We start from the raw sequence: 20,298 nt of genomic DNA, 5'->3' as shown, positions 1-20,298 counted from the left end.
TGTCTGATGGAATTTCTACCTTTGCCCGCACAACTCGCATCAAGAAAGGATGAAAGTATTTGAAAGTGTCAAGGAGCTCCGTGCAGAGCTGGACAAGGCGGAGCAGTCGGGAATCGGCTTCGTACCGACGATGGGTGCCCTGCATGCAGGACACCGCTCGCTCGTGGAGCGTGCCCGGCGGGAAAACGGCACCGTCGTGGTGAGCGTCTTCGTAAACCCCACGCAGTTCAACGACAAAAACGACCTGAAGCATTACCCCCGCACGCCGGAGGCCGATGCCCGCCTGCTGGAAGAGGCCGGGGCGGATTTCGTGCTGATGCCCTCGGTCGAGGAGATATATCCCCAGCCCGACAGCAGGCAGTTCGATTTCGGACTGATCGACAAGGTGATGGAGGGCGCCACGCGCCCCGGCCATTTCAACGGCGTAGCGCAGGTCGTCAGCCGCCTGTTCGACATCGTGCGCCCCGCACGCGCCTATTTCGGGGAAAAGGATTTCCAGCAGATCGCCGTCATCAAGTCAATGGTGGCCCAGCTGGCGCTTCCCGTCGAGATCGTCGAATGCGCGATCATCCGCGGCGAAGACGGGCTGGCCCTCTCGTCGCGCAACACGCTGCTCGACGCAGCGCACCGGGCCGCAGCGCCGCACATCTACGCCACGCTGCACGCCGCAGTGTCCAAATCGCAGGAGATGACACCTGCCCAGCTCAAGGCGTGGGTCACGGCCGAGGTGGAGCGCAACCCGTTGCTGAAGGTCATCTATTACCAGTCGGTCGACGCACGGACGATGCAGGAGGTCGCCGCTTGGGACGACTCCCCCCGCATCCAGGGCTGCATCGCAGTACAGGCGGGAGATATTCGTTTAATCGACAACATCCGTATCCGATAATGAAATTCCAGATTGAAGTCATCAAATCCAAAATCCACCGCGTGACGGTCACACAGGCCGACCTGAATTACGTGGGGAGCATCACCATCGACGAGGCGCTGTTGGAAGCCGCCAACATCATCGAGGGCGAGAAAGTCCAGATCATGGACATCAACAACGGAGAGCGTTTCGAAACCTATGTCATCAAGGGCGAACGCGCAAGCGGCTGTATCTGCCTCAACGGCGCCGCCGCACGCAAAGTACAGGTGGGCGACGTCATCATCATCGCATCCTATGCGCTGATGGATTTCGAGGATGCCAAGCAGTTCAAACCCTGGGTCATCTTCCCCGACACGGCGACCAACCATCTGATCGGATAATGCATCCGGAGCCGCCGGACGTAAAAAATCTCCCCTAAAGGGAGATTTTTTTGCTATAAATGTTTATATTTGTCGAAGTTAACGCTCTTTTTTTCATCCCGGATAATATGGACATAGCGCTTTCCGTACTCGCATTCCTGTTCTCGATCGTCGGCATCATCGGCTGTATCGTCCCGGCCCTGCCGGGCGTGGTGCTCAGTTACGCAGGGCTTCTGTGCGCCTACTTCACCTCCTATTCGCACATGTCGGCTTCAGCCATATGGATATGGCTGGCCATCACCGTGGCCGTCAGCGTGGCCGATTATTTCCTGCCCGCATGGATGACCCGCAGGTTCGGCGGTTCGCGGGCGGGCGCCATCGGGGCCACGGTCGGCGTATTCGCCGGGTTTTTCATCTTCCCGCCCATAGGCATCATCCTGGGGCCGTTCGTCGGCGCCGTGGCGGGGGAATTGCTCAACGACCGCGGGAACTTCCCGAAGGCAATCCTCGTAGGCTTCGGTTCCTTCCTCTCGTTCGTCGTCGGCACGGGGCTCAAGGTCGTGGCTGCCGTCGGGATGCTCATACACGTCACGGCCGACACATACCCCGCCATACGGGACTGGTTCGCAACTCTATTTTAACCCTTTCGATAATGAAAAAACTCCTACTCTTTGCGGCAGTCATCGCAGCGATGCTGGCCGCGGCTTGTTCTAATTCTAAGTACAAGTACGAAACAGTGAAGGGCGATCCGTTGAACACCAAAATCTACACCCTGGACAACGGGCTGAAAGTCTATATGAGCGTCAACAAGGAGACGCCGCGCATCCAGACCTACATCGCCGTGAACGTGGGCGGCAAGAACGACCCGGCCGAGACCACCGGACTGGCGCACTATTTCGAACACCTGATGTTCAAGGGGACGCAGCAGTTCGGCACATCGGACTTCGCAGCCGAGAAACCGATGCTCGATGAGATCGAAAACCTCTTCGAAGTTTACCGCAAGACCACCGACGAGGCCGAGCGTGCGGCGATCTACCACCGCATCGACTCGATCAGCTACGAGGCTTCGAAAATCGCCATCCCCAACGAGTACGACAAACTGATGTCGGCTATCGGCGCCAACGGCACCAATGCTTTTACGTCGCAGGACATGACCGTATACGTCGAGGACATCCCTTCGAACGAGATCGACAACTGGGCCAGGATCCAGGCCGACCGGTTTAAGAACCCCGTGATCCGCGGCTTCCACACCGAGCTGGAGACTATTTACGAGGAGAAGAACATGTCCCTGACGCAGGACAGCCGCAAAGTCTGGGAGGCCATGGACGCCGCCCTCTTCCCCCACCACCCCTACGGCACGCAGACCGTACTGGGCACGCAGGAACACCTGAAGAATCCCTCGATCACCAATGTCAGGAATTACCACAAGACCTATTACGTGCCCAACAACATGGCCGTCTGCGTATCGGGTGATTTCGATCCCGACGAAATGGTCGCTACGATCGAAAAATATTTCGGCGACATGCAGCCGAACCCCAACCTGCCGAAGCTGCACTTCGAGCCCGAACAGCCGATCACGGCTCCCGTCGTGAAGGAAGTATACGGGCTGGAAGCCGCCAATGTGATGCTGGGCTGGCGCCTGCCTGGCGCGAACGACAAGTCGACCGATATCAGCGACATCGTGGGTTCGATCCTCTACAACGGCCAGGCCGGCCTGATCGACCTCGACCTCAACCAGCAGCAGAAGGTGCTCTCGGCTTACGGCTACGCCTCGACGCAACCCGATTACAGCTCGTTCCTCGTAGCCGGACGCCCCAAGACCGGGCAGTCGCTCGACGAAGTACGCGACCTGCTTCTGGCGGAAGTAGCAAAACTGCGGGACGGGGACTTCGATGAAAACCTGATCGAAGCGACCATCAACAACTACAAAATGCAGCTGATGCGCTCGTTCGAGGAGAACGACAGCCGCGCGATACTCTATGTCTATTCGTTCATCAGCGGAACCGACTGGGCAGACGAAGTCGCACGGATCGACCGCATGTCGAAGATCACCAAGCAGGACATCGTGGACTGGGCCAACAAGTACCTCGGCCCCGAGAGTTACGCCATCGTCTACAAGCGCGAGGGCAAAGATCCCAACGAGCAGAAGATCGCCGCCCCGAAGATCACCCCGATCGTGACCAACCGAGACTCGCAGAGCGAGTTCCTCACCGAGATACAGAACTCGAAGGTCGAGCCTATCGAGCCGGTATTCGTGGACTACAAGAAGGACATGTCGCAGTTCGAGGCGCAGAAGGGCGTCAACGTGCTGTATAAGAAGAACGAAACCAACGACATCTTCACGCTGATCTACGTATTCAACACGGGTACGGAGAACGACCCGGCACTCAACCTGGCCTTCGACTACCTGAGCTACCTCGGAACGGACAAGATGAGCGCCGAGCAGATCGCATCGGAGATGTACGCCATCGCCTGCTCGTTCGGCCTGAGCGCCGGAGCCAACCAGAGCTGGATCGAGGTATCGGGCCTGAGTGAGAACATGGGCAAGGCGATGGAGATCGTCGAAGGGCTGATCGCCGGGGCGCAGCCCAACGAGGAGATCCTGCAAAACCTCAAGGGCGACATGATAAAGAGCCGCGCCGACGCCAAGCTCAACCAGAGCCGTTGCTTCGGAGCGCTCCAGCGTTACATGATCTACGGCAGCGATTTCATCCGCCGCACCACGCTCACCGACCCGGCATTGCAGGGGCTGACCTCGGAACAGCTGCTTGCAAAGATCGGCGACCTGATGGGCAAGCAGCACGAGGTGCTCTACTACGGCCCGCAGGACGAGGCCGAAGTGAAAGCCGCCCTGGCCGCACACCACAAGGTGGCAGCCGACCTCCAGCCGCTGGAAAAAAAGTTCAGCACGCTGCAACCCACCGATGAAAACAAGGTCATGCTTGCCCAGTACGACGCCAAGCAGCTCTACTACATGCAGTATTCGAACCGCGGCGAGAAATTCGACCTCGCAGCCGACCCGCAGATCACCCTCTACAACGAGTATTTCGGCGGGGGCATGAACACCATCGTCTTTCAGGAGATGCGCGAAGCCCGCGGTCTGGCTTACTCGGCATGGGCCAACCTCGCCATCCCGACCAACGCCAAGGGAGACTATTACTACATGGCCTTCATCGCCACGCAGAACGACAAGATGCAGAAGGCCATCGAGGCATTCGACGAGATCATCAACAACATGCCTGAATCGGAAAAGGCGTTCAGCATCGCCAAGGAGGCCCTTATCTCGCGCCTGCGCACCGAGCGCACGGTGAAGGACGGCGTACTGTGGAGCTACATCCGCATGCGCGACCTCGGCCTGACGGAGCCGCGCGGAAAGCAAATCTTCGAGAAGGCGCAGCAGATGACGCTCGCCGACGTCAAGGCCGCACAGGAAAAGTGGGTGAAAGGACGCAAATACGTCTACGGCATTCTGGGCGACATCCAGGATCTCGATCTGAACTACCTCAAGACCCTCGGCCCGATCCAGACCGTGACACAGGAGGAGATTTTCGGGTACTAAACCACCCCTGCTTCCCAATAACGAAAGCCGCCGGTCTCCCGGCGGCTTTTTCGTGCCCGCTCCCGGCCAAAGTACTAAACGGGCAGTCCGGCAAGCCGGCGGGAAATAAAACATCCTGAGCGGAAACGCCGCGAACGAAAACGCCGGGAACGGAAAACGCCGGGAACGCAAGCCACTGGGAAAGGAAAACACCCCTGCCGAAGGTTTTTCCGACAGGGGTGGAATCATAAAACAGGTCTTGACTTCCCACCCGGCCAGAAACCGGACGGGCGCAGGAAACTTCCCGTTTCGCCGGGGAAGAGCCCCGAAGCCCACGCAGCCTCCTGCCGCTAATAGCGGTAGTGCTCGGCTTTGTAAGGGCCGTCGGGATTTACGCCGATATAGTCGGCCTGTTTCCCGGTGAGGTGCGTGAGTTCCACGCCGAGGTTGTCCAGATGCAGGCGTGCCACCTCCTCGTCGAGGTGCTTGGGCAGGCGGTACACGCCCACTTCGAGGTTCTCCTGCCACAGCTCCATCTGCGCAAGGCACTGGTTCGTAAAGGAGTTCGACATCACGAACGAGGGGTGCCCCGTCGCGCAGCCGAGGTTCACCAGACGGCCTTCGGCCAGCACGAAGATCGAGTGTCCGTCGGGGAAGGTGAACTTGTCGACCTGCGACTTGATATTGGTCTTGACGGCCCCCGATTTTTCGAGACGCGCCATCTGGATTTCATTGTCGAAGTGGCCGATGTTGCAAACGATCGCCTGGTCGCGCATCTTCTCCATGTGCTCCAGCGTGATGATGTCGCAGTTGCCCGTGCAGGTGACGTAAATATTGCCTTCGGGGAGTGCGCTCTCGACGGTCTTGACCTCGAAGCCTTCCATGGCGGCCTGCAGGGCGCAGATCGGGTCGATCTCGGTCACGATGACACGTGCGCCGTACGAGCGCATCGAACGGGCGCAGCCCTTGCCCACGTCGCCGTAGCCGCAGACCACGACCACCTTCCCGGCGATCATCACGTCCGTGGCGCGCTTGATACCGTCGGCCAGCGACTCGCGGCAGCCGTAGAGGTTGTCGAACTTCGACTTGGTGCAGGAGTCGTTGACATTGATGGCCGGGACGAGCAGCTCGCCGGCCTCCTGCATCTGGTAGAGGCGGTGTACGCCCGTAGTGGTTTCCTCGCTCACACCCTTCCACTCGGCCACCGTGCGGTGCCATTTGTCCTTGTCTTCGGCAAGGATCGTCCTGAGCGTACCGAGGATCACCTTCTCCTCGTAGGACGAAGGCTCGTAGTCGAGCGTCGAGGCGTCGTTCTCGGCCTTGTACCCTTTGTGGATCAGTAGCGTGGCGTCGCCGCCGTCGTCCACGATCAGCTGCGGGCCCTTGCCGCCGGGGAACGAGAGCGCCATGGCGGTGCACCACCAGTATTCGGGCAGGGTTTCGCCTTTCCAGGCGAAAACGGGAACCCCGGCCGCGGCGATGGCCGCGGCGGCATGATCCTGCGTCGAGAAGATGTTGCACGAGCACCAGCGCACGTCGGCGCCCAACTCGACGAGCGTCTCGATGAGCACGGCGGTCTGGATGGTCATGTGCAGCGACCCCATCACGCGCACGCCTTCCAGCGGCTTCTGCGGGCCGTATTTGCGGCGCACGGCCATCAGTCCCGGCATCTCGTGCTCGGCGATCTCAATCTCTTTACGCCCCCACTCGGCCAGCGACATGTCGGCCACCTTGTAGGGCATTGTCAAATCCAAATACATAGTATTATCTTTTAATTCCAATATATATTCCTTGTCCCTGGCGATCTGCGCCCGAAGCTCCCCGATCGTCGCGAAACGACGTTCGTCACGAATCTTACGCACCAGTTCTACGCGCAGGGTACGGCCGTAGAGCGAACCTCCGAACCCGAAGATATGGGTTTCCAGATGGCGGACGGCTCCGCCGACCGAAGGGTTGCTGCCCAGGTTGGACATCGCGTCGTAAAGCGTCCCGTCCACCTCCGCGCGGGAATAATAGACCCCGTCCGCGGCCGTCACGGAATCAGGCACGGCCATGTTTGCCGTCGGGAATCCCAACTCGCGCCCGAGCCGGCGTCCGTGTTCCACTACGCCCTCTATCGTCACCCCGGCCATCAGATTTTCTCGGTCAGTTTACGCACCAGCCGGAACTGCGAGAAGAACTCCTTAGCAAAGACACGCAGTACGGTATAGGAAGGGATTGCCAGCAGCATGCCGAGGATTCCGGCCATCGACCCGGCGATGAGGATTACAAGGAAGATTTCGAGCGGATGGGCCTTGACACGCTCGGAATAGAGCGTCGGCTGCACCACAAAATCGTCGATCCCCTTGAGGATCAGCAGCGAACCTGCGATTATAAAAGCAGTATGCCCCACGGTCATCCCCCCGATCGGGGTTACGATACCCACGAAGACGGAAACGATACCGCCGATCAGCGGCCCGGCATAGGGCACCACGTTCATCACGCCCATCACAAGGCCGATGAACGCAGCGTCAGCCGCCTTCATGCCGAAGGCCATCATCGTGAGCGACACGGCGACCATCAGCATCAGGCTTTCCGAGAGAATACCCGTGAAGTAGCGGGCCAGCAGCAGCGTGACGGAATCGAGTGCGCGGGTGATATTCTCGTGGTAACGCTCGGGGAACATGGCCGTCACCATGGCATAGAACAACCCTTCGTCCCGGAGGAAAAAGAAGGTGATGAACGTAATGGAGAAAATGGCGATAACCGACGAGAGCACCACGTTGACGATCGAGGAGAACACCGAATTGAGCGATTCGATGTCGATAATCTGCTTGAGCGCCGATGCGAGCGCCTCCGAAAGGGAGAACGTGCTTTCGGGCACGGCGAAGAACTCATGCAGGTATCCCTGTGCTTGGGCTATCGGCTCCTCGATGCTTTGCACGACGGCGGCGAAATCGAGGTTCGACAGCTGGTAAATCTTATTGAACACAAGCGGCACGAACAGCGAGCACAGCGTGGCCAGCACCACCCAGATGACGATCAGTGTCACCAGCGCAGCCAGCCAGCGGGGCACTTTCCAGCCCTTGATATGCAGCGCCGCGAGGCGTTTCACGAGCGGATTGCCCACGACGGCCAGCACGGCGGATATGAGTATGTATACGACGATCGAACTGAAATACCAGACCAGAAAGAGGACGGCCGCAGCTACGGCCGCGCCCGCGATGAACTTCAGGAAGGTCTGGGGAGTCGTTTTCATCCTTCGGGAGTGGGGTTAAATCTTATGCAGGCGTGCGATGGGGGTCTGCGAACCCACGACGGGATCGCCGATCTCGACCAGCAGTTCGCTGTCCTTGGGTACCAGGACATCGACGCGCGAGCCGAATTTGATGAAGCCGCAGACGCTGTTCTGCTCCACAGGCTCACCGACTTTCATGTAGGAGATGATGCGGCGTGCAATCAGGCCCGCAATCTGGCGGAAAAGCACCTTCCGGCCGGAGGCCATCCTCACGACGGTCGTCGTGCGTTCGTTCTCGGTCGACGACTTGGGATGCCATGCCACCAGAAAACGCCCCGGATGGTATTTGAAATACTCGACCGTGCCCCCGACCGGCACCCAGTTCATATGGACATTGGTCACGGACATGAAGATCGATATCTGCAACATCTCCTCGTTCAGGTATTCGGTTTCCTTCACGACCTCCGTCACGACCACGCGGCCGTCGCAGGGAGAGAAAACCAGGTCGGCATCGTGTATCCGCACACGGCGGGGTTCCCGGAAAAACGCGACGATAAAGAACCAGAACAACAGCAAAAGCACGGCGCTCACCCACAACAGCGAAATATTCGAATCGCTGACCAGCAGGTGATAGATCAGCCAAAATATAAATACACAGACGGCACCCGAGATACAGATAATCTTGTAGCCTTCCTTATTTATCCTCATAACTCTTTTTTAGGTTTGCAGTTACATCACAAAAAGCATATAGACGAATACGAACGGCGCCGAGAGCAGCATGGCGTCGAAACGATCCAGCACCCCGCCGTGGCCGGGGATCAGCCGCCCCGAATCCTTTACGCCGGCAGCCCGCTTGAACATCGACTCCACCAGGTCGCCCAGCACGCCCGAAACGGCGGCGACCAGCGCCAGACCGGCCCAAACCCACATATTCCCGTCCAGCACCCGTGCGGCCACGATGCCCATGACGACGGCACCGGCGATCCCGCCGAAGAACCCCTCCCAGGATTTCTTGGGCGAAAGGCGTTCGCAAAGGCGGTGGCGTCCGACGGACATCCCCACCAGGTAGGCGAAGACGTCGTTGGCCCAGATGATGAAGATGTAGGCGACCATCACCCAAGGGTTCCAGGTATCGCTGCCGAGGATGGGAATATAGCACATCAGCGACAGGGGCAATGCCACGTAGCAGACTCCCATGAGCGTCGTGCCGATCCCGGAGGCCGGGTTTTCACCCCTGCGGTAGAGTTCGCAGATGAACATGGCGGGCAGGAGCAGCAACAGGAACGCCAGCCCGCAGCCGAAGGCCTGCCGGGCAACGCCGAGAATCTCGCGGATGTCGTCCGAGACGAACGCTAAATTGAGCGCGAAAAGCACGATACCCGCAACAAGCCCTACGACTCTCTGCGGCGCATTGCCTTGTTTCCCGGCCAGCGTATAGAACTCGTACATGCCGCCCACGAGCAGCACCGCGAGCAACGCGCCGAAGCTCCACTGCGACCAGACGATCGCCCCCAGTACCACCGCTGCCAGGACAAGGCCGCTCAGCGTGCGTACCACGAGGTTTTTCATAGTTTCATTCATCAGTTAATGCGGGTTAGGTGTCTTATTCGGTCTTGGAAATCGCGGCGGCCGTATTGCCGTCGGCAGGGGCTTCGGGCGTCTCCGTCTGTACAACCGCGGGAGCGCCCTCTTCCGGGGCGGGCTTCGCCGCCAGGGCTGCAGAAGCCTCGGGCTCCCCCTTCGCGGCGGCTCCGTCAGCCTTGGCTTTGGCCTCGGCCTCCTTCCGCTCACGCAGGATGTCTTTCTTGCGGCGGCCGAAGATACGCTCCACGTCCTCGGTGAAGACCACTTCGCGCTCCAACAACAGTTCGGCCAGCTCTTTCAGGCCGTCGGCATGCTCACGGAGCACTTTCTCGGCCATCTCGTAAGCCTTCCCGATGACGAGTTTGGCCTCGGCGTCGATCTGCTGCGCGGTCAGTTCCGAATAGGGCTTCGTGAACGCCATGTCGCTCTGCCCCGTGGAATCGTAATAGCTCAGCGTCCCGACATTTTCACTCATGCCATAATAGGCTACCATGGCATAGGCCTGCTTGGTGACACGTTCCAGGTCATTGAGCGCCCCGGTCGATATTTCGCCGAAGGTCAGCTGCTCCGAAACACGTCCGCCGAGCGTGGCGGCCAGCTCGTCCATCATCTGCTCGCGCGTGGTGATCTGCCGCTCTTCGGGCAGGTACCAGGCTGCGCCGAGCGCCTTGCCGCGCGGGATGATCGTCACCTTGATCAGCGGGCTGGCATTCTCGAGTATCCAGCTCACCGTGGCGTGGCCCGCCTCGTGGTAGGCGATCACACGCTTTTCCTCGTCGGTGATGATCTTATTCTTGCGTTCGAGGCCGCCCACGATGCGGTCGATGGCTGCCAGGAAGTCCTCCTTCGAAATGAATTTCTTGTTGTGGCGCGCAGCGATCAGCGCGGCTTCGTTGCAGACATTTGCAATGTCGGCACCCGAGAATCCGGGGGTCTGGCGGGCCAGGAACGACCGGTCGAGCTGAGGATCGAGCTTCAGCGGACGCAGGTGGACGTTGAAAATCTCCTCACGTTCCTTGACGTCAGGCAATCCCACCTCGATCTGGCGGTCGAAACGGCCGGCGCGCATCAGCGCCTTGTCGAGGATGTCGGCACGGTTCGTGGCCGCAAGGACGATCACGCCCGTATTGGTCTGGAAGCCGTCCATCTCCGTGAGGAGCTGGTTAAGCGTATTCTCACGCTCGTCGTTGCCCGAGAACCCGGCATTCTTGCCGCGGGCGCGGCCGATGGCGTCAATCTCGTCGATGAAAACGATGCACGGCGCCTTCTGCTTGGCCTGTTCGAACAGGTCGCGGACACGCGAAGCACCCACGCCGACGAACATCTCCACGAAGTCGGAACCCGAAATCGAGAGGAACGGCACGTTGGCCTCGCCTGCGACGGCCTTCGCCAGCAGGGTCTTACCCGTCCCCGGAGGGCCTACGAGCAGCGCTCCCTTGGGAATTTTGGCACCCAGTTCCTTATATTTGTCGGACTTCTTGAGGAAATCCACGATCTCCATGATCTCGACCTTGGCCTCCTCCAGCCCAGCCACATCCTTGAACGTGACGCGTTTGGAGTTATCCTTGTCGAACACCTGCGCCTTGGCCTTGCCCACGTTCATGATGCCGCCGCCCGCACCGCCTCCGGCACCGCGCGACATCGAACGCATGACGAAAATCCACACGCCGATAATCAGCACCCACGGCAGCAGGTTGATCAGCACGTTCGTCCAGTCGTTGGCCTTGTTTTCATAGACCACGGGAACGACTTGCCCGGACTGCTGCTCGGCGGCTTTCAGGTCTTCACGGAACGAGTCGACCGACCCGATCGTGAAGAGGAGCTGCACACCCGTCTCGGGAAGCCGGCGAAAGCGTTTGTCTACCGTATCCCTGCGGTACTGCTCGACCGCTTCTTTTTTCAGGAATACCTGCGCCTGGTCGCGGTTGACGACCTGGATCTTCTCCACCTCGCCCTTTTCGACCATCCGTTCGACGGTAGCCCAGTCGCTGGGCACGGGCGTGTCGTTGACATCCCCGAAGACGTAGTAGCCGATAATGAACGCGCCGATCAGACCGTAGAGCCACAGCATCGACGGTCGCGACATGTTCATATTCATCTTATTATTGTTCTTGCGTTGATTTGCCATATTTAAAATTACTCTTCGTATTCATATTTGGTCATCGGCGCATCGGCCCACAACTCTTCAAGCCGGTAAAACCCGCGCAGTTCGGTCTGGAAAATGTGCACCACCACGTCCACATAGTCCATGGCGATCCACACGGCATTCTGCTGCCCCTCGATACGCCAGACCTTTTCGCCCAGCACTTCGAGCACCTTCTCTTCGATGCCCGCGGCGATGGCCCCTACCTGCGTCGTGGAATCGGCGTTGCACACAATGAAACGGGAACATATCGCCCCGTCGAACCCCGAAAGGTCGAGCGATACAATATTCTTACCCTTTTTATCTTCAATCGCACCAACGATAGTTTCGATCAGTTTATCCATAAATAGTCAATAGGTGTCTATAACCTTGCAAAGGTACGAAAAGAGAATGATATTTGAAAATTAAGCCCCGTAAAAAAAGCAGCCGGACGGGCGACAATCGCAGAAGTCCGCACTTTTATCCGCCACAGCGCCGTTACAGCGGATTAATTCTTAATTATATGCCCGAGCCCCTCCCCTGTAAACGGCGGGTGCCCGGCAATCGTATCGCCGGGCACCCTGCCGTTTACAGGCATCCGCCTACCCCTTTACTTCGGGTATATTGGCCATGATCGTGTCGGTCAGGGCCTTGATGATCGAACTCTTGACGTACGTGCGGCGTACCGCCACGGCGATCTTACGCGACGTGGCACCTTTGGCGAGCATCTTCAGCCGGTCGTGGTGATCCGCGGGGATGTACTCGATGGCCATTTCGGGGATGATCGTCAGGCACGACGTGCAGTCGACAATGCGCATCAGCGTATCGAGCGACCCCGACTCGAAGGAGTAGTGCGACGGCATGTCGCGCTTGGCCTGGCACAGCTCAATGATCTGGTCACGCATACAATTTCCGGCGCTCAGGATCACCAGGTCTTTCAGGTCGATGTCCTCGATGCGGATGTTCTGCCGTTCGTACAACGGGTTTTCGGGCGAAACATAGGCGAAAAAACGGTCGTTGAAAAGTTCCTGTTCGAGGATACCGTCGCCACACGTGCCGCTGGCGACAAGTGCCGCGTCGATCCGGTCGCGCTTGAGCGCCTCGACGATGTCCGAAGTGACCATCTCCGAGATTTCCAGTTCCACCTTCGGGTAATCGCGCACGAAATCCGGGATGAACTTGTGCAGCAGGTAGGGCGCGATGGTCGGGATGACGCCCAGACGCAGTTTACCCGAAGTTTCGCCCTTCAGTTCGGCGACCGACTCGCGGATATTGTTGTAGGCCCGCAGCGTTTCCCGGGCGCGATCCAGCACCACTTCGCCGGCCTCGGTCGGGATCACGGGTTTCTTCGAACGGTCGAGCAGCACGACGCCCAGCTCCTCTTCGAGCGCCTTCACCTGCATGCTCAGCGACGGCTGGGTCACGAAACAATGCTCTGCGGCCAGCGAAAAGCTACCGCAGTTCGCCACCGCCAGGAGGTATTCAAGTTGAATTATAGTCATAGTAGCCGATTATTTCAATACACAAAAATATAAAATAAATCTATAACAGACAACTTTATTAGGTCACCCGCGCGGTTTTTCGTAAGTTTGCCCACAAAATATATATAAAGTTTTATGGGAAAGATCATTCTTACCGGCGACCGTCCTACGGGCCGGCTCCACTTGGGACACTACGTCGGTTCCCTGCGCCGCCGCGTCGAACTGCAGGAATCGGGCGAATTCGAACGCATATTCATCATGATAGCCGACGCGCAGGCCCTGACGGACAACGCCGACAACCCCGAGAAAGTGCGCCAGAACATCATCGAAGTGGCGCTCGACTACCTTTCGGTCGGCCTCGATCCGAAAAGGTCTACCCTTTTCATCCAGTCGCAAATCCCGGAGCTCTGCGAGCTCTCGTTCTACTATATGAACCTGGTGACCGTGCAGCGCCTGCAACGCAACCCGACCGTGAAGGCCGAGATTCAGCTGCGGGGCTTCGCCGAAGGCGCCGCCGAGGGCGACACGCAGCAGAAGCAGGGCATCCCCGTGGGCTTCTTCACCTACCCCATCAGCCAGGCGGCCGACATCACGGCATTCAAGGCCACGACCGTCCCTGCGGGCGAAGACCAGGAGCCGATGATCGAACAGACCCGCGAGATCGTCCACAAGTTCAACACGGTATACGGCCCGGCACTCGTCGAGCCCGAGATCCTGCTGCCGGAGAATGCGGTCTGCATGCGCCTGCCGGGCACCGACGGCAAGGCCAAGATGTCGAAATCGCTCTGCAACTGCATCTACCTCTCGGACAGCGCCGACGAGGTGAAGAAGAAAGTCATGGGGATGTATACCGATCCCGACCATCTGCGCGTCGAAGACCCCGGCAAGGTGGAGGGCAACACGGTATTCACCTACCTCGATGCCTTCAGCCGCCCCGAGCATTTCCCGAAATATCTGCCCGACTACCCGTCGCTGGACGAGCTGAAGGCGCATTACCGCCGCGGCGGCCTGGGCGACGTGAAGGTCAAGAAATTCCTGATCGCTGTGCTCAACGAGACACTGGAGCCGTTCCGCGAACGCCGCAAATACTACGAAGGCCGCATCGAAGAGGTCTACGAGATTCTCCGCACCGGTTCGGAGGCAGCCCGGCAAATGGCCTCGCAGACACTCGACGACGTGAAGCGCGCCATGAAAATCAACTATTTCGACGACAAACGGCTCATCGCCGAACAAGCCGAGCATTTCGCTCGCAAACAATAGGATGCAGTTACGCACCGAGCATATCTACCGCGAGTTCCTCCGCCTGACCCGGCGGTTGAGCAACAGCCAGATCATGATGCTGCTGGCTGTCGTGGTCGGTATACTCGCCGGACTGGGCACCTACCTGTTCGAAATACTGCTGCACGGCATCAAGAGCGGACTGATACGCTGGTTCCCGGTGGACAGTGCGCATCTTCTGTTCCTGATCTACCCCGCCATCGGCATCATACTCGCCACGCTGTTCGTAAAATACATCGTGCGCGACAATATTTCGGAGGGCGTAACACGCGTGCTCTACGCCATGTCGAGCCGCAACTCGCGCATCCCGGGGCACAACTGCTGGACGTCGATCGTAGGCGGCGCCACGACCATCGGGTTCGGCGGTTCGGTGGGCCCCGAGGCACCGATCGTACTGACGGGCGCGGCTATCGGCTCGAACGTCGGGCGGCTGGCGCGCCTCAATTACAAACACACCACGCTGCTGCTCTGCTGCGGTGCCGGTGCGGCGCTGGCGGCCATCTTCAAAGCCCCGATCACGGGCGTGGTCTTCGTGCTGGAGATCCTGATGCTCGACATCACGGCCGGGTCGGTGATCCCGCTGCTGATCGCCTCGATCACGGCCACGACGATGGCCTTCATGCTGCGCGGCTTCGACCCCATACTGGCCGTGACGCTCCAGCCGCAGGACGCCTTCGAGCTGTGGCAGATACCGCTTTTCATCCTGCTGGGCGTATGCTGCGGGCTGATGTCCTGGTATTTCACCTCGACCAACCTGCGCGTGGGCAACTTCTTCCGTAAGATCGACAGCCAATATAAGAAATGGCTCGTCGGCGGCGCCGTGCTGGGCATCCTGATCTTCATCTTCCCGCCGCTCTACGGCGAAGGCTACGAAGGGTTCATGTCGCTGATGCACGGCCGCGCACAGGAGTTGTTCGACAATTCGCTCTTCTACCGGTTCCGGGAGATCGATTGGGTGGTCATCCTCTTCGTCATCGCCACGATGTTCTTCAAGGTCATTGCCATGGCCTCGACCAACGCCGCGGGCGGCGTGGGCGGAACCTTCGCGCCGTCGCTGTTCGTGGGGGCGTTCACGGGGGCTTCGATCGCCCTGCTGTGCAATGCATTTTTCGACTGGGACGTCTCGGTCGTCTCGTTCACGCTGGTGGGCATGGCCGGCGTGATGTCGGGCGTGATGAAGGCGCCGCTGACCTCGATCTTCCTCATCGCGGAGCTTTCGAACGGCTACGGGCTGTTCATCCCGCTGATGATCACGGCCTGCATCTCGTTCGCCGTGGACTACTACCTCGACCCCGACTCGATCTACACCAAGCAACTGCGCCAGCGGGGCGAACTGCTCACGCACGACAAAGACCAGTCGGTATTCGTCTTCCTGAAGCTCGACGATCTGATGGAGACCGATTTCCTGCGCATCAAGGAGAATTTCACACTGGGCGACATCGTGCACATCATCTCGACGGCACGCCGCAACATCTTCCCCGTGATCGACAACTTCGGACACCTGCTGGGCGTCGTCCAGCTGGACGACCTGCGCGAGGACATGTTCAAACACGAAAAATACGGGCATCCGATCTCCGACTACATGATCCAGCCCCCGGACAAAATCCTCGAACACGAGTCGATACAGGGCGTCATGGAGAAATTCGAGGACAAGCATACCTGGATGCTGCCCGTGGTCGACAAACAAAACCGCTACCTGGGCTTCATTTCCAAATCGCGCATCTTGAACGCCTACCGCGAACAGCTGGTGAAAATACAGCAGTAAACCGGGGTTTAGCACCGTATCTTCGATACAATCCCCATAGTCACTCCGAACCTCCCGTTGAAAAGGGAGGCTTTCCCCGACGATAAACCTACGGCAATATGACGACAGAAAATCCCTATCCCTGGGCCGACGGCATGGACTGCGCGGTTACGGTATGCGACACCGGGGGCACGATCCTCTACATGAACGACAAGGCGCGCACGACCTTCGCCCGGCACGGCGACATGGTCGGCAAAAACCTCTTCGACTGCCACGGCGAGCGGTCGCGCGAAATCATCCGCCGCCTGCTCACCGACGGGGGCACGAATGTCTATACGATCGAGAAAAACGGCGTCCGCAAAATGATCTACCAGACAGCCTGGCGCGTGGACGGCGTCGTGGGCGGACTGGCAGAAATCTCGATGGAGATTCCTGCCGAGATGCCGCACCACATCCGCAACTGATTCCGGAAAGGAGAAGCACCAGGGGTGCAGGGGTTCCCCCGAGCCGGATTACGACTCCCGGACTACCATTTTCGGACTACGACTCCCGGACTACGCCCCCCGGTATCATGAATTCGGGGTACAGCTTCCATCCCATACCCGATTCCCGGGGTTCAGGGTGTGCGTGCCCGGGAATTCGGGATACATCCGGAGCCGCCCTGCGCAATTCCGCCCCGGTAAATCATACCGCCGAACAAAATTTTTAGAGGGTCTAAAAGACCCTCTAATTTTTATGCCGCAAAAATTTTGTCGTGTTTATTTGCTAAAATGTAAAATACACTTTACATTTATCCTGTCTCAAACCTTTAAACAACCACGTTATGACAAAGGAATTACTACTTCCCCACAGTTTTAAGAAAATCGGCTGGGTCATCCTGATCCCGACGTTGCTGTTGGGCGTACTGATGCTCATCGACGGCTTCAACGGCTACCCGACCTACCTGATGCCGGCCGAAGGAACGGCCTGCTACGAAACGCTCTGCTCGGCAACGACAGGCCGTGCGCTGAACAACATCGCTCTGGTGGGCATCTGCATCGGCGGGATATTCGTAGCCTGCTCCCGCGAACGGATCGAGGATGAAATGATCTCCCGCATACGGCTGAACGCCCTGCTGACGGCACTTTACGTCAACTATGCCCTGCTTATCGCCACGGCGCTATGCACCTACGACCTCAGTTTCCTCTACGTCATGATCTACAACCTGCTCACCATGCTGCTGATATTCCTCGCGGTATTCCGCTGGAAACTGTGGCGTCTGAAACACGCGGTCGCAGATGAAGAATAGGATCCGGGTCGAACGCGCCGAAGTGCGCATGACCCAGCAGCAGTTGGCCGATGCCATCGGCGTAAGCCGCCAGACCGTAAACGCCATCGAGGCCGGGCGCTTCGTCCCCTCGACGGTACTGGCACTGAAGATCGCCCGGATCTTCGGCAAACCCGTCGAACAGGTTTTCCAGCTCGAAGAGGGGGACTGACCGCGGAGACATACCGGCAGACAAGACACGCGGGGACGGTACCGCATGGTACCGTCCCCTTTGTTTTCACGGCAGGCGCTCCGTTCCGAACAGACCGTCCCCGTCTATGCGGCGTGACGCAGTTGCGAAAGCCCTATAACTTGATGTCGTAAATCTGGATCACGCCCTGCAACTTCCCTGCATCGTCGGTGACGAGCAGCGACGTGACCTTGTTACGGGTCATCATCTTCTCGGCCTCGATCAGTTTCTTATCCGCGGAGATGGTTTTCGGGTTGGGCGTGGCGATATCGGCGGCCTTGATATTGAAAAACTCGGCGCGGCGGCGCTCCATCGCACGGCGCACGTCGCCGTCGGTCACGATGCCCTCGATCCTCTCGCCGTCGCAGATGATGATGAGCCCCAGCCCGCCCTTGCTGATGGCGTGGATCATATCCGTCGCCGAGCAGTCGGGCGCCACGACCGGGAGGTCGTGCGAACGCATCACGTTGCCCACGGTCATCAGCAGGCGCCGCCCGAGGCTGCCGCCCGGATGCAGGCGTGCGAAATCGACGCTCGTAAAGCCCCGCATCTGCATGAGCGACACGGCCAGCGCATCGCCCATGGCGATCTGCGCCGTGGTCGAGGTCGTCGGCGCGAGGTGCAGGATGCAGGCTTCCTCTTCGACGCTCACGTCGAGATGGATATCGGAATTCTTCGCCAGCGCCGATTCGGGGTTGCCCGTCATCGACACCAGCTTGTTGCCGTTGGAGTGGATGAAAGGCACGATCTTCAGGATTTCGTCGGTCTCGCCCGAATAGGAGAGCGCCAGCACGACGTCGTCCTTCGAGATCATCCCCAGATCGCCGTGGAAGGCCTCGCCGGGGTGCAGGAAGAAACTCGGGGTTCCGGTCGAGGCCAGCGTCGCGGCGATCTTGCGCCCGACGAGCCCCGACTTGCCCATGCCGGTGACGATGCATTTGCCGCTGCATGCGAGGATCAGCTCCACGGCATCGGCGAAATTGTCACCCAAGGTCTCCTTCATGTGCTTGAGCGCCAGCATCTCGGTATTGATGGCCTTGCGGGCCAGGTCGAGGATCTGCGCTTTGGTGGTATCGGTCATTATAGCAAGGTTTTAATGAGATTCTCCAGATCGTCGAGTTGCAACATGTTGGGGCCGTCGCTCCTGGCGCAGTCGGGGCAGGGGTGCACTTCGAAGAAGAAGCCGTTGGCACCGAACGCCCGGGCCGCCCGGGCCATGGCCGGCACGAACTCGCGGTTGCCTCCCGTCGTACCGCCCGCACCGCCGGGACGCTGCACCGAATGGGTACAATCCATCACCACGGTCTGCGCGATGCGCAGCATGTCGGGGATATTGCGGAAATCGACCACCAGATTGTTGTAACCGTAGATATTGCCGCGTTCGGTGAGCCATATTTCCGAAGCCCCCGCATCGCGCGCCTTCTCATAGGGGTACTGCATGTCCAACCCCGAAAGGAACTGCGCCTTTTTGATATTCACGGTCTTGCCCGTCCTGGCCGCGGCGGTGAGCAGGTCGGTCTGCCGGCAGAGGAAGGCCGGGATCTGGATCACGTCGACGACCTCGCCCACGGGCGCGGCCTGCCACGCCTCGTGGATGTCGGTCAGCAGACGCAGCCCCCATTTCGCCCGCACATCGGCGAGCATACGCACCCCCCGTTCGAGTCCGGGGCCGCGGAACGAGGAGATCGAGGTGCGGTTGGCCTTGTCGAACGAGGCCTTGAAGATAATATCCGTCCCGAGGGCCTTGTTGATCGCCACGAGGCGTTCGGCCACGGTGTCGAGTAACTCGGCGGATTCGATGACGCAGGGGCCGGCGATGAATTTCATAGCTGTCATTTTATAAATTCCGGATGGTGTGACAAAAACTCCTCGGCACGTGCGAGGTCTTGGGGCGTGTCGATGCCGATGGTCTCGACGTCGGTGATGCCCACGCCGATCCTGTAGCCGTTTTCGAGCCAGCGGAGCTGCTCGAGCGACTCGGCCTTTTCGAGCGTGGACTGCGGCAGCGCCGTGACGGCACGCAGCACCTCCGTGCGGAAGGCATAGAGGCCGATGTGCTTGTAGAACGTATGGTGCGCAAGCCACTGCGAGCGTTCGACGCCGCGCAGGTAAGGGATGACCGAACGCGAAAAATAGATGGCCCGCGACTGCGCATCGAGCACCACCTTCGGCGAATTGGGGTTTTCCAGCGCGGCCAGGCCGTCCGCCTCGGCAAAGGGTTTCACGAGCGTGGCAATGTCCGTCGCGGGATCGTCGAAGCAGCGCTTCACGGCTTCGAGCTGCGACGCCCGGATGAAAGGCTCGTCGCCCTGCACGTTGACGACCACGTCGTAGGGTTTCCCCTGCTTGAGGTAGGCTTCCCAGCAACGGTCGGTGCCACTCTTATGGTCTGCCGAGGTCATCTCGGCCTTGCCGCCGAACGCCAGCACGGCATCGTAAATCCGCTCGTCGTCCGTGGCGACCACGGCATCGTCCAGTACGCCCGCCACCTGCTCGTAGACCCGCCGGATAACGGGTTTCCCGCCCAGCACGGCCAACGGTTTGGCCGGGAAGCGGGTCGACGCATAACGCGCCGGTATGATTGCGATAAATTTCATCGGCAGAGGAATTGATC

At 59.3% G+C, this 20,298-nt stretch carries 19 protein-coding genes and 1 pseudogene; 9 read left to right on the top strand and 11 right to left on the bottom strand.

Translation table 11 applies throughout. The features are described 5' to 3' along the window. Positions 1-49 precede the first annotated feature (49 nt). The 4 genes from panC to B3C38_RS05485 all read left to right on the top strand — a co-directional run bounded on the left by panC (position 50) and on the right by B3C38_RS05485 (position 4,783). A complete protein-coding gene (gene panC / locus B3C38_RS05500) occupies positions 50-886 on the top strand; it encodes a pantoate--beta-alanine ligase (protein ID WP_286726113.1) in 837 nt (278 codons plus the stop codon). Further along, positions 886-1,245 (top strand): aspartate 1-decarboxylase, encoded by a 360-nt coding sequence (gene panD / locus B3C38_RS05495; RefSeq protein WP_018695229.1) that lies wholly within the window; start codon positions 886-888, stop codon positions 1,243-1,245. Before panC ends, panD begins: the two co-directional genes overlap by 1 nt. A gap of 107 nt (positions 1,246-1,352) precedes the next feature. Then, positions 1,353-1,865, top strand: coding sequence for a DUF456 domain-containing protein (locus tag B3C38_RS05490; protein WP_286726111.1), 513 nt, complete (start codon positions 1,353-1,355; stop codon positions 1,863-1,865). A gap of 11 nt (positions 1,866-1,876) precedes the next feature. Then, on the top strand, positions 1,877-4,783 hold the full coding sequence (locus B3C38_RS05485) for a M16 family metallopeptidase (protein WP_390613179.1): 2,907 nt from the start codon (positions 1,877-1,879) through the stop codon (positions 4,781-4,783). Positions 4,784-5,112: 329 nt separating this feature from the next. Here B3C38_RS05485 and ahcY read toward each other — a convergent pair whose 3' ends face one another. From ahcY to B3C38_RS05445, 8 genes and pseudogenes are all read right to left on the bottom strand, one after another. Then, positions 5,113-6,522, bottom strand: coding sequence for an adenosylhomocysteinase (gene ahcY, locus B3C38_RS05480; protein WP_286726138.1), 1,410 nt, complete (start codon positions 6,520-6,522; stop codon positions 5,113-5,115). An 81-nt stretch (positions 6,523-6,603) separates the two neighbouring features. Continuing rightward, positions 6,604-6,894: pseudogene (locus tag B3C38_RS05475) on the bottom strand (riboflavin kinase); the annotation flags it as partial. Further along, complete coding sequence (locus tag B3C38_RS05470) at positions 6,894-8,000, bottom strand: AI-2E family transporter (protein ID WP_022333410.1); 1,107 nt, start codon at positions 7,998-8,000, stop codon at positions 6,894-6,896. The gene B3C38_RS05470 and the pseudogene B3C38_RS05475, both read right to left, overlap by 1 nt. Positions 8,001-8,015: 15 nt before the next feature. After that, complete coding sequence (locus B3C38_RS05465) at positions 8,016-8,687, bottom strand: phosphatidylserine decarboxylase family protein (RefSeq protein ID WP_018695224.1); 672 nt, start codon at positions 8,685-8,687, stop codon at positions 8,016-8,018. A 21-nt stretch (positions 8,688-8,708) separates the two neighbouring features. After that, positions 8,709-9,560, bottom strand: coding sequence for a phosphatidate cytidylyltransferase (locus tag B3C38_RS05460; protein WP_232045607.1), 852 nt, complete (start codon positions 9,558-9,560; stop codon positions 8,709-8,711). A gap of 22 nt (positions 9,561-9,582) precedes the next feature. Then, positions 9,583-11,661 carry an ATP-dependent zinc metalloprotease FtsH gene (ftsH, locus tag B3C38_RS05455; protein WP_117506489.1) on the bottom strand — a complete coding sequence of 693 codons (2,079 nt, stop codon included), beginning with the start codon at positions 11,659-11,661 and terminating at the stop codon, positions 9,583-9,585. A gap of 38 nt (positions 11,662-11,699) precedes the next feature. Next, on the bottom strand, positions 11,700-12,050 hold the full coding sequence (rsfS, locus tag B3C38_RS05450; protein ID WP_018695221.1) for a ribosome silencing factor: 351 nt from the start codon (positions 12,048-12,050) through the stop codon (positions 11,700-11,702). A 237-nt stretch (positions 12,051-12,287) separates the two neighbouring features. After that, positions 12,288-13,187 carry a hydrogen peroxide-inducible genes activator gene (locus tag B3C38_RS05445; RefSeq protein WP_022333406.1) on the bottom strand — a complete coding sequence of 300 codons (900 nt, stop codon included), beginning with the start codon at positions 13,185-13,187 and terminating at the stop codon, positions 12,288-12,290. A gap of 114 nt (positions 13,188-13,301) precedes the next feature. Between B3C38_RS05445 and trpS the strand changes: the two genes are divergently transcribed. The 5 genes from trpS to B3C38_RS05420 all read left to right on the top strand — a co-directional run bounded on the left by trpS (position 13,302) and on the right by B3C38_RS05420 (position 17,666). After that, positions 13,302-14,426 (top strand): tryptophan--tRNA ligase, encoded by a 1,125-nt coding sequence (gene trpS, locus B3C38_RS05440; RefSeq protein WP_055204623.1) that lies wholly within the window; start codon positions 13,302-13,304, stop codon positions 14,424-14,426. Between the two features lies 1 nt (position 14,427). Continuing rightward, positions 14,428-16,209, top strand: a complete 1,782-nt coding sequence (locus B3C38_RS05435; RefSeq protein WP_117506488.1) for a chloride channel protein — start codon at positions 14,428-14,430, stop codon at positions 16,207-16,209. Between the two features lie 98 nt (positions 16,210-16,307). Then, entirely contained in the window at positions 16,308-16,652 is a 345-nt protein-coding gene (locus B3C38_RS05430; protein ID WP_022333403.1) for a PAS domain-containing protein, read from the top strand. Positions 16,653-17,011: 359 nt separating this feature from the next. Continuing rightward, positions 17,012-17,476, top strand: a complete 465-nt coding sequence (locus tag B3C38_RS05425) for a hypothetical protein (protein ID WP_022333402.1) — start codon at positions 17,012-17,014, stop codon at positions 17,474-17,476. Continuing rightward, on the top strand, positions 17,466-17,666 hold the full coding sequence (locus B3C38_RS05420) for a helix-turn-helix transcriptional regulator (RefSeq protein WP_022333401.1): 201 nt from the start codon (positions 17,466-17,468) through the stop codon (positions 17,664-17,666). Before B3C38_RS05425 ends, B3C38_RS05420 begins: the two co-directional genes overlap by 11 nt. Before the next feature lie 133 nt (positions 17,667-17,799). Here B3C38_RS05420 and B3C38_RS05415 read toward each other — a convergent pair whose 3' ends face one another. Genes B3C38_RS05415 through kdsB form a run of 3 tightly spaced genes read right to left on the bottom strand, consistent with a single transcriptional unit; the run spans position 17,800 to position 20,281 of the window. Further along, entirely contained in the window at positions 17,800-18,765 is a 966-nt protein-coding gene (locus B3C38_RS05415; protein WP_022333400.1) for a KpsF/GutQ family sugar-phosphate isomerase, read from the bottom strand. Next, positions 18,765-19,511 (bottom strand): 3-deoxy-8-phosphooctulonate synthase, encoded by a 747-nt coding sequence (gene kdsA, locus B3C38_RS05410; RefSeq protein WP_286726090.1) that lies wholly within the window; start codon positions 19,509-19,511, stop codon positions 18,765-18,767. Before kdsA ends, B3C38_RS05415 begins: the two co-directional genes overlap by 1 nt. Before the next feature lie 5 nt (positions 19,512-19,516). Next, positions 19,517-20,281: a 3-deoxy-manno-octulosonate cytidylyltransferase gene (kdsB, locus tag B3C38_RS05405; protein WP_286726088.1), complete on the bottom strand. Its 765-nt coding sequence runs from the start codon at positions 20,279-20,281 to the stop codon at positions 19,517-19,519. Positions 20,282-20,298: the final 17 nt, after the last annotated feature.

The organism is Alistipes sp. UBA1686, assembly GCF_002320215.1.
Classification (GTDB): Bacteria; Bacteroidota; Bacteroidia; order Bacteroidales; family Rikenellaceae; genus Alistipes; species Alistipes onderdonkii.
Note: the sequence above shows the minus strand (reverse complement) of the source record. Positions and strands in the feature narration are given on the sequence as shown.

What these genes read in the sequence shown, in the direction of transcription:
- panC (WP_286726113.1), top strand. Translation starts at nt 50, where the DNA reads ATGAAAGTATTTGAAAGTGTCAAGGAGCTCCGTGCAGAGCTGGACAAG.
- panD (WP_018695229.1), top strand. Translation starts at nt 886, where the DNA reads ATGAAATTCCAGATTGAAGTCATCAAATCCAAAATCCACCGCGTGACG.
- B3C38_RS05490 (WP_286726111.1), top strand. Translation starts at nt 1,353, where the DNA reads ATGGACATAGCGCTTTCCGTACTCGCATTCCTGTTCTCGATCGTCGGC.
- B3C38_RS05485 (WP_390613179.1), top strand. Translation starts at nt 1,877, where the DNA reads ATGAAAAAACTCCTACTCTTTGCGGCAGTCATCGCAGCGATGCTGGCC.
- ahcY (WP_286726138.1), bottom strand. Translation starts at nt 6,522, where the DNA reads ATGTATTTGGATTTGACAATGCCCTACAAGGTGGCCGACATGTCGCTG.
- B3C38_RS05470 (WP_022333410.1), bottom strand. Translation starts at nt 8,000, where the DNA reads ATGAAAACGACTCCCCAGACCTTCCTGAAGTTCATCGCGGGCGCGGCC.
- B3C38_RS05465 (WP_018695224.1), bottom strand. Translation starts at nt 8,687, where the DNA reads ATGAGGATAAATAAGGAAGGCTACAAGATTATCTGTATCTCGGGTGCC.
- B3C38_RS05460 (WP_232045607.1), bottom strand. Translation starts at nt 9,560, where the DNA reads ATGAATGAAACTATGAAAAACCTCGTGGTACGCACGCTGAGCGGCCTT.
- ftsH (WP_117506489.1), bottom strand. Translation starts at nt 11,661, where the DNA reads ATGAATATGAACATGTCGCGACCGTCGATGCTGTGGCTCTACGGTCTG.
- rsfS (WP_018695221.1), bottom strand. Translation starts at nt 12,050, where the DNA reads ATGGATAAACTGATCGAAACTATCGTTGGTGCGATTGAAGATAAAAAG.
- B3C38_RS05445 (WP_022333406.1), bottom strand. Translation starts at nt 13,187, where the DNA reads ATGACTATAATTCAACTTGAATACCTCCTGGCGGTGGCGAACTGCGGT.
- trpS (WP_055204623.1), top strand. Translation starts at nt 13,302, where the DNA reads ATGGGAAAGATCATTCTTACCGGCGACCGTCCTACGGGCCGGCTCCAC.
- B3C38_RS05435 (WP_117506488.1), top strand. Translation starts at nt 14,428, where the DNA reads ATGCAGTTACGCACCGAGCATATCTACCGCGAGTTCCTCCGCCTGACC.
- B3C38_RS05430 (WP_022333403.1), top strand. Translation starts at nt 16,308, where the DNA reads ATGACGACAGAAAATCCCTATCCCTGGGCCGACGGCATGGACTGCGCG.
- B3C38_RS05425 (WP_022333402.1), top strand. Translation starts at nt 17,012, where the DNA reads ATGACAAAGGAATTACTACTTCCCCACAGTTTTAAGAAAATCGGCTGG.
- B3C38_RS05420 (WP_022333401.1), top strand. Translation starts at nt 17,466, where the DNA reads ATGAAGAATAGGATCCGGGTCGAACGCGCCGAAGTGCGCATGACCCAG.
- B3C38_RS05415 (WP_022333400.1), bottom strand. Translation starts at nt 18,765, where the DNA reads ATGACCGATACCACCAAAGCGCAGATCCTCGACCTGGCCCGCAAGGCC.
- kdsA (WP_286726090.1), bottom strand. Translation starts at nt 19,511, where the DNA reads ATGAAATTCATCGCCGGCCCCTGCGTCATCGAATCCGCCGAGTTACTC.
- kdsB (WP_286726088.1), bottom strand. Translation starts at nt 20,281, where the DNA reads ATGAAATTTATCGCAATCATACCGGCGCGTTATGCGTCGACCCGCTTC.